General features: G+C 72.3%; 10 protein-coding genes and 1 pseudogene. 7 read left to right on the forward strand and 4 right to left on the reverse strand.

Annotated elements, in window-relative coordinates:
* Window positions 1-474: 474 nt before the first annotated feature.
* Window positions 475-759: a hypothetical protein gene (locus ADY01_RS26130; protein ID WP_049578432.1), complete on the reverse strand. Its 285-nt coding sequence runs from the start codon at window positions 757-759 to the stop codon at window positions 475-477.
* A 246-nt stretch (window positions 760-1,005) separates the two neighbouring features.
* Between ADY01_RS26130 and ADY01_RS26135 the strand changes: the two genes are divergently transcribed.
* The 3 genes from ADY01_RS26135 (at window position 1,006) to ADY01_RS26145 (ending at window position 5,014) form a co-directional block, all read left to right on the forward strand.
* Entirely contained in the window at window positions 1,006-1,473 is a 468-nt protein-coding gene (locus tag ADY01_RS26135; protein ID WP_049578417.1) for an SRPBCC family protein, read from the forward strand.
* Between the two features lie 126 nt (window positions 1,474-1,599).
* Window positions 1,600-3,729, forward strand: a complete 2,130-nt coding sequence (locus tag ADY01_RS39925; protein ID WP_049578419.1) for a hypothetical protein — start codon at window positions 1,600-1,602, stop codon at window positions 3,727-3,729.
* Window positions 3,730-3,778: 49 nt separating this feature from the next.
* Entirely contained in the window at window positions 3,779-5,014 is a 1,236-nt protein-coding gene (locus ADY01_RS26145) for a hypothetical protein (protein ID WP_199826309.1), read from the forward strand.
* On the opposite strand, the gene ADY01_RS26150 is transcribed toward ADY01_RS26145, so the two are convergent.
* Window positions 4,959-5,723, reverse strand: coding sequence for an SDR family oxidoreductase (locus ADY01_RS26150; RefSeq protein WP_049578421.1), 765 nt, complete (start codon window positions 5,721-5,723; stop codon window positions 4,959-4,961). The genes ADY01_RS26145 and ADY01_RS26150 overlap by 56 nt on opposite strands.
* 68 nt (window positions 5,724-5,791) lie before the next feature.
* Here ADY01_RS26150 and ADY01_RS26155 point away from each other — a divergent pair, with 68 nt between their 5' ends.
* The 4 genes from ADY01_RS26155 to ADY01_RS26170 all read left to right on the forward strand — a co-directional run bounded on the left by ADY01_RS26155 (window position 5,792) and on the right by ADY01_RS26170 (window position 10,000).
* Complete coding sequence (locus tag ADY01_RS26155) at window positions 5,792-6,430, forward strand: TetR/AcrR family transcriptional regulator (RefSeq protein WP_049578423.1); 639 nt, start codon at window positions 5,792-5,794, stop codon at window positions 6,428-6,430.
* 184 nt (window positions 6,431-6,614) lie between these two features.
* A complete protein-coding gene (locus ADY01_RS26160; RefSeq protein ID WP_049578425.1) occupies window positions 6,615-7,760 on the forward strand; it encodes a serine hydrolase domain-containing protein in 1,146 nt (381 codons plus the stop codon).
* Between the two features lie 270 nt (window positions 7,761-8,030).
* Window positions 8,031-9,092: a hypothetical protein gene (locus ADY01_RS26165; protein WP_159001443.1), complete on the forward strand. Its 1,062-nt coding sequence runs from the start codon at window positions 8,031-8,033 to the stop codon at window positions 9,090-9,092.
* 116 nt (window positions 9,093-9,208) lie between these two features.
* Complete coding sequence (locus ADY01_RS26170; protein ID WP_049578428.1) at window positions 9,209-10,000, forward strand: SAM-dependent methyltransferase; 792 nt, start codon at window positions 9,209-9,211, stop codon at window positions 9,998-10,000.
* Between the two features lie 69 nt (window positions 10,001-10,069).
* Here ADY01_RS26170 and ADY01_RS36145 read toward each other — a convergent pair whose 3' ends face one another.
* Together ADY01_RS36145 and ADY01_RS41910 are read right to left on the reverse strand one after the other, a co-directional pair.
* Window positions 10,070-10,426 (reverse strand): hypothetical protein, encoded by a 357-nt coding sequence (locus ADY01_RS36145; RefSeq protein ID WP_053171216.1) that lies wholly within the window; start codon window positions 10,424-10,426, stop codon window positions 10,070-10,072.
* 454 nt (window positions 10,427-10,880) lie between these two features.
* Window positions 10,881-11,073 (reverse strand): annotated as a pseudogene (locus ADY01_RS41910) (hypothetical protein); the annotation flags it as partial.

The raw sequence follows: 11,073 nt of genomic DNA on the forward strand, positions 1-11,073 counted from the left end.
TTCGTTGCCCTATCGGGCATCGGAGGGCGGGGACTGTTTTCAAACGGCGCACGGTTTGTTTTCAACACTCTGTTTAAAACGAAGTGTTTCGCGTTTCAGAACAGTCCCCACCTCCAGATGCCCGAAGGGGCAGACGAAGCGCACCGCCACCACGGCCCGGTTGGGCAACGACCCCCACCGGCCCGGCGAATAGCCAACAAGGGAACACAGAGGCGGCAGCAGCTGCGCGCCACCCCAGCCACAGCGAACAGACCGACCCGAGACAAGCGTCATCCGCTGCGCCCGTTCGGACACCCACCTCTTCCAAGAGACCACTGGCCGGTCACCGGGACGGCCCCGACCCACGAACCCTCCCCCCGTAGGTGCCTCCCTCGTGCATCCGCACGAAACAGACACCCGGGCAAGCGCCGGCCACCTAGGCCAAGCGTCGAAGCCGCCCCACCCCAGCCACCGGCAACCCCGGCGAGGACGTCGTCAGTAGATGTTGACGAAGCCCCACCAGCTCCCAGCGGCCGAGGCGCAGTAGCCCGAGGTCGCCGGAGTGGCGCTGATGTGCCGCAGCACACCGGTGTCGCACTGCGCTTCCGTGTCGTACGAGGACAGGCAACGGTAGCCCGGCGCGGGTGTGATGGGGGCGGTACAGCTCAGTGACCCCACATCGGACGCCGGCGCCGGCGCGGCCTGCGCCGGAGCGACCATGGTGCCCAAGGCGAGCGCGGCGCCCACCCCCACGCTCGCGAGCAATGTGCGAACTGCCATGTTCTCCCCCTCCAAGGAATGAACCGAAGCCGCCATCACCGTTGACCGGTGACGGCCGCGCCCGAAGTCCCCCGGATTCCCGGGTGCTTCGGTGGTGTCAACGGTGGCAAGGAACGGTGCTCCCGGCCAGGGCCGTTGCCTGTCCCGGACGCGGCGGACGGTGTCCGGCCGGTCAACGCGCTGTCCGGGACGGCCCCCGGCTCGTGGGCCGTGCGACGCGGCGCGCGTCGGACCTAGGATCGGGCCATGGACAGGACCGACCGCGCCAGCCGGGTGATCGAGGCGTCACCGGCGACCGTCTACGGCGCCCTCCTCGACCGGGAGTCCCTTGAGGTCTGGCTGCCACCGGACGGCATGCGCGGGCGGGTCGAGCGGTGGGATCCCCGGCCCGGTGGCGGGTTCCGGATGGTCCTCACCTACCTCGACCCCTCGGACAGCCCCGGCAAGACGTCGGACGCGGCGGATGTCGTCGACGTCGGGTTCGCCGACCTGGTGCCACCGGAACGCGTGGTGCAGCGGGCGGTGTTCGAGTCCGACGACCCGGCGTTCGCGGGCACCATGACGATGACCTGGCACCTCGCCGCCACCGGTGACGGGACCGAGGTGACCGTCACCGCCACGAACGTGCCACCCGGCATCGACCAGGCGGACCACGAGGCCGGGATCGCCTCCTCGCTGGCGAACCTGGCGTCCTACGTCGAGGCGAGCGGCTGACGGCCAACTCGTCCTGGGAAGCGGGGTTCTGCCCTGGCGTGGCCGACCTCGTCAGCCACTAATGTGGCGGGGCGGATGACCTCGCACACCCATCCCCCACCCTCGGTCGCGACAGGAGCAGACCTGATGACCGGCTACGTGATCGCCGCCACCGACGCCGGCGGCAAACGGCTCGGGGAACGCATCGTCCCCACGGCGCCCACCCTCGGCGAGGCCGCCGCGTTCGGCGACCGTCACCAGACGAACTACGTGTCGGTCCGCCATGGCCACGACGCCATCACGCTCTACGGGAGGGACGCCACCGGCATCTGGGGGGTCCTCGCCACCGATGCCCCCGCCGCCGTCGTCGTGGAGATGCGCCGCTCGCACGATGCCCTGTGCCGACCGGCCTCGGCCTGGGACGGCGCACCTGAGGGCCATTACGTGGTGACCGCCGTCGACGTGGGCGGCGAGCCGTTCGGGGAGCGCGTCAGCGCCACGGCGCCCACGCTCGCCGAGGCCGCCGAACTCGGCACTCTCCACGAGGCCGACTACGTGGTGGCAGGCCGGGACGGCGGGGACTTGGTCACGCTCCACGGGCGGGACGCCGACGGCTCGTGGTCGGTGATCGCGGCCGATGTCGATGCCGAGACCGCCGAGGAGGTGTGCCTCTGGTTCGACCTCACGCAGCACTACCGGGGCCGGTCGCCCGAGGGCATCGGCCTCGGCGGCCGGGCCGGACACCCGCTCGACCACGTGTCGACACCCGAGGGCGGGCGGATGGCCGCCGAACGGGCGGTCTCCCTGGTCGTGGAACGGATCCGGGCCCGCCGCCTGGACTACCCGACGCGGGGGCTGGCGGCGGATCGCTTCGACGCGGGCTGGAGCGTGTACGCGCCGGTGGAGGTCGACGAGAGCGACCCCATGGCGTTCCTGGACATGCCGGTGGGCCGGTCGGTGTTCCTGGTGAGCGACTCCGGGCGGGTCAAGGAGATATCGAGCTCGATCCCTCCGCGGCAGGCGGAGGAGATGTTCGCCGCCGAGGAGGCGTACGTGCGCCGCGGGCTCGCCGAGGAACGTTTCATGGCCGACCTCGGGGACGAGGTCATGCGGCTCGACTCCGAGTCGGAAGGCTCCGCGGGCATCAGCTCGTTCACCGTCGGCGCCCCTACCGAGGAGGCGGTCGCGGCCGGGGCGTCCCGGCTGCTCGGGCCGATCGCGCAGCAGGTGGCCCTGCTCGGCCCGCCGGGGTGGGACCGCTTCACGGCGGTCTTCTCCTTCACGGTCTCCGGCGAGGTCGCCCAGTTGCGGTTCTGGTCCGGGGGCCGGAGCGCCGACGTCCGGGTACCGGAGCAGACTGCCCTGCTGGTCCGCCGGCAGCGGCACCTCGCCGCCCGGATGCCGGCCGGGCCCTGGTGGCGCCTGCTGCTCAGCGTCGACCACAGCGCCGGAACGCACGCGCGGATCGCCACGGACTACGACTACGGCGACCGGCCCTTCCCCGACGACCATCTGCTGGCACCCGAGCACTACCGCGACGACCTGATCGCCTACCCGCGTTCCCACACACCGGCATGGCTCTCCGCATACGTCACCACCGCCGGCGAGTCCGGCGAGGCGACCCGCACGGCGCCGGCGCGCCAGGCGCCGGCCCCGCGCCCCGAGGCGACGCCCCCCGCGGCGCCGGCTCCGGCTCCGGTCCCGGCTCCGGGCCCGGTTCTCGACACCAAGGTCGGCTGGACAGCTCTGCACGCCGACCCGCAGGTGATCACCTACGGCAGGAAATCGATCGCGCTCGACCAGGCGGAGTGGGTCGGCTATGCGGCCACCCACACCGCCCAGAAGCGCTTCATGTTCCCGACGACCTACGAGAACACGTGGGAGTTCCGGGTGGGCCGGTACCCGTACCACGGCGGGCCGCAGGTCGCCGTGCACTTCTCCCGGGCGGGCCGCCGGGCCGACCAGCCCGAGGAGTGGGCGTTCCTGGTGAGCCTGGCCAGGCGATACCTGGAGCCCCGGCTGCTCACCGAGCTGGTCGCCCAGGTCCGCCGTGGGGAGACCGTCACGGTCGGCGGCAGTGTGAAGGTGAGCCGGGACGGCATCGCGTGTGCCAGGCCACGGCTCTCCCTGGCCTGGGGGTCGATCGGCGCCGCGCGGCTGGACAGCGGCATGGTCCTCATCCACCAGGCGGGCGGCGGGAAGCCCGTGCTGACCGTGCCTCTGAGCCACCCCAACGCGGCGTTGATCCCCGGCCTCTTCGCCACCCTCATGGCGTGAGGGCCGGGCAGCCCTCGCGGCCCGGCGCGCTTCTCCCCGTGCGAGGAGGGTGGTCGGACTGTCCGCGGCCGAGCCCCGTTACCGGGACCTGATGACGCGTGCGGTCCTCCTCTGGGGCCTGGTCGCGTTCGCCGGCAAGGTGCCGGTGGCCATGGCGCCGCTGGCCCTGGTGTTCCTGAGCCGGGAGAGCCCGGGGGGCTACACCCTCGGCGCGGGCCTGGCCTCCGCGTATGTGGTGGGCGAGGTGTTCGGCGCGACGCTGCTCGGGGCGCGGCTGGGGCGCGGGCGGATGAGGCGGCAGTTGTCGGCCGGGCTCATGGCGGGGGCGCTTCCCTTCGGCGCCCTGCCGTTCGCGGCATCCGCCCCCTCCCCCGTGCTGGTCGGCCTCGCGCTCCTGGCGGGCGCGGCGCCCGCCGCCGGTCCCGGCGGCGTCCGCACCATGCTGACCCGGCTGGTGGCCGAGGAGGCGGTGCCCCGCGCGCTGAGCGCCGAGGCCGCCCTGACCCAGGTCGTCTGGGCCGCGGCGCCCGGCGTGGTGGTGTTCCTGGCGCTCCAGGTGCACCCCGGAGCCCCGCTGGTCCTGTGCGCGTTGCTCGCCGCCGCCGCCTCGGTCCTGCTGCTCGGGCTCCCGGAATCCGCGGAGCCGGGACCCGCCCGGCCCGCCGCCGTGCCGATGGCGCGGACCCTGCTCTCCGCCTGGCCCGTCTACCTCACCAGCGCCGCCGCCATGGCGTTGCTGGCCGCCGCGGAGCTGGTCCTCCCGGCCCTCCTGGAGGAGCGGCGGATCGCGGTCGGGTGGTCGGGGCCGCTGCTCGCCGGATTCGCCCTGGCCAGCGCGGTCGGCGCGTTCTCCTACGGCCTGCGGACCTGGCCGGGCCCGCCGCGGGTCCAGAGCCTGGTGCTTCTCGCCGTCTACGCCGGGTGCGTCTCGCTGGTCACCGTTCTCCCGGGCGTGCCGGGCATCGCCACCGGGCTTATGCTGGCGGGCGTCTTCCAGGCCGGTGTGATGGTCACCCGGAACCTCAGCCTCCGCGAGCGGCTGCCCCCGCACGCCCACGCCGCCGCGTACTCCGTCATGTACGCGGCGGGGGCCGTCGGTTACGGCCTCACCGCGTCCCTGTCCGCCGTGGCGCTGGAAGTGGCCGGACCCTCGGCCGCGATCCTCGGCGGTGTCGCCGTCACCCTCCTCACCACCGGCGTCAGCGCCCTGGCCGAGACCCGCTCCGGCGTCAGCCGCGGGCGCCGAGGTGGAGGCCGCCGCTGGCGTCGAGGATCTGGCCGGTGATCCAGCGGCCGTCGTCGGAGGCGAGGAAGGCGACGGCGTCGGCGACGTCCTCGGCCCGGCCGAGGCGGTCGAGGGCGGTCTGCCCGGTGATGAGCTCCTCGACGCCCGGGGCCTCGAAGACGGGCACGTTCACGTCGGTCTTGGTGGCGCCGGGGGCGACGGCGTTGACCGTGATCCCCCGGGTGCCCAGCGCGCTGGCCAGGGTCAGGGTCATCGTCTCCAGGGCGCCCTTGCCCATGGCGAAGGAGGTCTGGCCCGGGAGGGCCATGCGGGCGGCGACCGAGGTCAACGTGATGATCCGGCCGCCGTCGCGCAGCAGCGGGAGCGCCCGCTGGATGAGGAAGTACGGCGCCTTGACGTTCACCGCGAAGAGGCGGTCGAACTGCTCCGGGGTGTCCGTCTCGATCGGCCCGGCCGGGAGGGCGGCGGCGTTGTTGACCAGGATGTCCAGCGGTCGCCCGGCCAGCCCGCGTTCCACTGCGGTGACCAGGGTGTCGACGTCCCCGGCCGTTCCCAGCTCGGCCCGGACGGCGAAGGCGCGCCCGCCGGCCTTCTCGATGCCGGCGACCGTCTCCTTCGCCGCGGATTCGCCGCTGCCGTAGTGCACGGCGATCTCCGCGCCGTCGGCGGCGAGGCGCTGGGCGATGGCCCGTCCTATGCCGCGCGAGGCTCCGGTCACCACGGCGGTCCTGCCGGTCAGTCTGCCCATTCCGTTCACCTCAAGGTGTTAGTGACTCTCGATGTGGTAGTGACTACCAGCACGGTACCGTATCACGCATGAGTGGTGAGGGGCCGAGTCTGCGCGAGCGCCGGCGGGCGGAGACCCAGCGCATGATCCAGTCGCACGCGATGCGGCTGTTCACCGAGCACGGCTACGACGCGACCACCGTCAACCACGTCGCGCGGGCGTCCGGGGTCTCGACGATGACCGTCTACCGGCACTTCCCGACCAAGGAAGACCTGGTGCTCCACGACCGGTACGACCCCCTCATCGCGGCCCGGGTCGCGGCCCGGCCGGCCGACGAGCCCCTGGTGCGCCGGATCGGGCGGACCCTGGTCGAAACGACCCGCGAGGTCGTCGGGCCCGCCGGCGACGCGCCGGGGGCGCGCTCCGCGCCGGAGAAGGACCTGCTGCTCGCCCGGCTCCGGCTGATGATGGACACTCCGGCGCTGCGCGCCCGCCACCTGGACGGCCAGTTCGCCACCCAGAAGGCCATCGTCGACGCCCTGCTCGGTGACGCGCCGGACCCCGAGGCGGAGTTCCGCACCTGGGTGGCGGCCAGCACCTGCCTGGCCGCCATGTACGTCGCCCTGATGCGCTGGGCCCATGAGGACGGGCGCCCGGACCTGCCCGGCCTGATCGCCGCCGCTCTCGGCGACGCCTTCGACGACGACTTCGGCGACGCCCTGGGCTGAGCCTTCGACGACCTGGGCTGAGCCTTCGGCGACGCCCTGGGCCGAGCCTCCTGGAGCGGGGGGTCGGAGGCTGCCACCCGGGCGGGTCGGGGTGCTGGCCCCACCCCGGCTCTCGCCCCAGCACCAGTGAGCGCGCCGCGCGGGCGGATTAGCTTCGAGGGCGTATCCACGACCGGGAGCTCTCATGCATCGCAAGCGCAACGCCGTCGCCCTTCCCCTCGCCGCCGCACTCGCCGCCGTGGCCGCCACCGTCGGCGCCGCCCCGCCCGACGGGGGCGGCGCGCCGAACCCCGTGCAACGGCAGCTGGATCTGCTCGTCGAGGAGGATGGCGTGCCCGGCGCGCTCGCCCACAGCGGCCGGGACACCGTGACCGCCGGGACCTCGGAACTCGGCAGCGGGCGGCCGATGGTCGGGGCGGAGGGTCGCTTCCGGATCGCGAGTGTCACCAAGCCGTTCACCGCGACGGCGGTGATGCGGCTCGTCGCCGACGGCGAACTGCGCCTGGACGACGCCGCCGGGCGCTACGTGCCGCAGCTCGCGGGCAGCGAGGTGACCCTGCGGCAGCTGCTGAAGCAGACCAGCGGCCTGGCGGAATACGGCGAGCTGGTGGACTGGGACCGGAGCCACACCCAGGAGGAGTACCTGGCGCTGTCCCTCGGACAGGGACCCGCCTTCGAACCCGGGCAGGACTGGGGCTACTCCAACACGAACTACCTCGTGCTCGGCATGGCGATCGAGAGGGTGACGGGTGAGGATGTCCGCACCCACATCGAGCGGACGATCCTCGATCCGCTGGACCTCGACGAGACGTACTGGCCGGAGCCCGGCGAGCTGGGGCTGCGCGGTCCCCACGCGCACAACTACGGCGTGCACCCGGCCCGTCCGGAGGACGGCGTGGTCGACGTGACGGAACTTCCGGGATACGAGTTCGGGGCGTCCGGCGGACTGGTCTCGACCCCCGAGGACCTCAACGCCTTCTGGGACGCGCTCTTCGGCGGGCGGCTGCTGCCCGGCTGGGCGGTGAGGCTCATGACGCACGACACCACCGACGTCGGCGACGACGGCTACCCGCAGGGCAGCCGGTACGGGTACGGGGTGCAGAGCAGCCCGCTGAGCTGTGGCGGCGCGTACTGGGGACACCTCGGCGACCTGCCGGGCAACTCCGTCGCCTCGGGGCACGCGACCGGCGGACGCGGGTCGGCGACCGTCTACATCACGGCCCACTGGTCCGGCAGCCCCGACCGCGCGGCACACCTCCAGGCCGCGGCGGACGCGGCGCTGTGCGCGACGGACACGCCCCGGCGGGAGCCCGGCACGGCGCGGCGGTAAGGAATTCGGTATCGGGGATCGCGCTTTCCTGGGGCGTGAGGGGTGAATGAAGAGGAGGGGGCCACAGGGAATATGAGCGTACGGCGCGAATTCTTTTCCCTGGCCCGCGGGGGTGGTTGACGTGCGCCGTCCCCCGGCACACTGAGCGGGCCGCGGCGATGGAGCCGCGGCGGTCATGTGAGGGGGCGAGGCACGTCCATGGACGAAAGGCTCGAAGGCAGACCGGAGCCCGCGTGGCGGGGCTTATGGCAGGAAAAGGAAAAGAAACTGGTGAGTCAGGTGCTCGCCAGAGTGCCGGCGGAGGACCGGGCGGCGCTGGGGGGCCTGCTCCTGGTCCGGATCGGGAGCATTCAGGAACAGCGCCAACCCGCCGGCTCCCGGGGGCCCGAGCTGGGCACCGAGGAGGGCATGCCGGCCGCTCCGCCGGAGACCTGGCACACGATCGCCCAGTTCGGGCACCGGATCGCCCTGCGCGACTTCGGGGTGACCGTCGTCAGGGAGCTCCGGATCTCGGACGCGGCCCTGAACCAGGCGGAGGGGGCGGCCATGCTCACCGTCGCCCACGAGATCGGGCACGCGGTGGAGAAACTGCCGTACACGGACCGGCAGTTCGCTCTCTACACCGTGTTCCGCCGCCGCAGGGCGGCCCACGACGCGTACAACGCGGCCCTTCTGGAGGAGCAGCCCGCATGGGCGCTGTACGAGCGGATGTGGCAGGAGCGGAACGGGATCCACGAGCGGCTGAAGGCGGCCTGTGCCGTGCAGGAGGAGGCCGTCAACCAGTTCAACGCCGCGAGGCGGGTCTACTCGGAGGCGATAGACGTGTTCAACGCCGCGGGGGCGGCACAGCAGAAGGCGCTGGAAGCCGGGGTGGACGCCGCGGGGAAGGCACAGGCGGAGCGTTTGGCGGCGTATGAGGAGACCCGCAGGAAGACCGACTCCGTGTCCCTGCAACTGAAGAAGTTCGACACGGCCAAGTACGACCCCGCGGACCGGACGCTGAGGGAGAAAAGAGCGAAGACCGCGGAGTGCGACGCGGCCACCCGTGATCTGGAAGCGCCCCTGAAGGAGGCGCGGGACGCACTCGCGGCCGTGTACTCCGAGGACGAACTGCGAACCCACCGGCTACGGCATTTCGTCACCCTGGTCGGCAGCGAGGGAATTCGGGCGGACCTCACGGCATACGCGGCGAAGGAGTGGCCCGGTAAGCCGCAGGAGTTGTTCGCCGAGGCATACGCGTTCTTCCTCATGGACCCGGGGAAACTGAAGGCACATTCGGCCGCCCTGCACGCGTACTTCGCGGGCGGGCACCACCGGAACGACAGCCCGTAGGAACGGCGGCGGGTGCCGGGCCGGGCCGCCGCACGGAGGCGGCCCGGCCCCGGCACGTGGCCGGCGTGGCGTGGACATACTCTTCGGTCACGACGTCCACTCCGAAGGGTGCAGCCATGGCGGACAGAACACCGGACATCGACACCTCGACGCCGCACTCGGCTCGTGTCTGGAACCACTGGCTCGGCGGCAAGGACAACTACCAGGTGGACCGCGAGCTCAGCGCGCGCTTCTCCGAGGTGTTCCCCGAGATCGGCGATCTGGCCCGCACCTCGCGGTACTTCCTCGCCCGTGCCGTGCGGTATCTGGCGGGTGAGGCGGGGATCCGGCAGTTCCTCGACATCGGCACCGGGCTGCCCACGGCCGACAACACGCACGAGATCGCGCAGCGGGTCGCCCCCGAGAGCCGCGTCGTGTACGTGGACAACGACCCGCTGGTGCTCGCGCACGCCCGCGCGCTGCTCACCTCCACGCCCGAGGGGGTCACGACCTATGTGGCCTCCGACCTGCACGACCCCGAGGCGATCCTGCGCGCCGCGGCCGAGACGCTGGACCTCTCCCGGCCGGTGGCGCTGACGCTGATGCAGACGGTGGGGCACGTCCAGGACTACGACGAGGCGCGGAGCATCCTGGGCCGCCTGCTGAACGCGCTGCCCCCGGGCAGCTATCTGGCGCTCAACGACAGCGTGGACACGCACGAGGAGAACGCGGCGGCCACCGACCGGTACAACGCCAGCGGCGCGGTCCCCTACATCCTGCGCAGCCCCGCCGCGATCGCCGGGTTCTTCGAGGGCCTGGACCTGGTGGACCCGGGCGTGGTCCCGCTGGCCCAGTGGCGCCCCGACGTGGCGGACGGCGACGACGCGACGAACGCGGCGGCCTACGGGGGAATCGGCCGCAAGCGGTGACGCCCGCGGCGGGGAGCGGGCGTGAGGGCCGCCCGCGCCGCCTCGGGTCCACCCGTCAGGGCACTCCCCTTAGAACGTGTGGGACTCGATGTCCTCGTCGCCCTCGTTCCCGGCCTCGTCCTCGGCGTCCGGCCAGATGACGGTGTAGTTCGGGATGACCGCGCGCACCTCTTCAGGGGTGGCACCCGGCGCGAGGCGCTCCGCGTTGTCGGGGATCCACGTGCGGGAGAGGTAAATGCCCTGGAGGCAGGAGCCGCACCAGAGCGACGCCGGGCCGTCGCCCGTGACGGACTTCTCGACGAACACCAGCCGCACGGCGCGGGCACCGCAGTTCGGGCAGGGCTCCTGATCCACCGAGGGCGGATTCTCGTGTCCCCTGGCGTAGAGCGCCATCCAGGCGTCCCAGTCGGCTGCCTCGCGGCTCATTCGCCTCCTCCTTCTGGCTGGTTCCGCGGGTGATTGTCCCACCACTGGTCCTCGAAGGCGTAAGCCTCGTCCTCCCAGGCGTTCAATTCATCAATATTTGTCGGAATCCGCCCGCCGTTGTTGATTTGATCCACATGGAACCGCTCGTGCGCCAGGGTCCGGGCGAGCGTCTGCTCGTCGTAGAACGCGTCACGGTAGAGATTGATCTGGGTGGCTGAGGGCGTGCTCCCGTACAGGCCCGAGGTGCTCCGGTTGATGTTGATCCTGATTCCGGCCAGGTCGATGTTGTAGCGCTGCGAGATCATGGTGACGCTGTTCATGTTCATGGGCATCGGCGGGCCGACCCGAGGGCCGCGCTTGGCGCCGCGCCGGAAGAGTGCGGCGCCACCGTCCATGGCCAGGTTGCCGAACCGGCCGGCCATCCCGCGCAACCCGCCCCGCGCCAGTGCGCGGGCGCCCGCCGCCAGGCCGCCCAGCGTCGTCAGCCCCTTCATGCCGGGGATGCAGTCCAGCGCCGCCATGGCGACGTCGAACAGTGACGCCTGGCCTCTGGCGTATTTGATGAGGGTGTCGGCCAGGACGATCAACGCGGCGGCCAGCACCACCCAGGCCAGCGGCCCGCCGATGATCATCACGACGACGCCGAG

Source organism: Streptomyces sp. SBT349, from assembly GCF_001083795.1.
In the GTDB taxonomy this organism is placed as follows: Bacteria; Actinomycetota; Actinomycetes; order Streptomycetales; family Streptomycetaceae; genus Streptomyces.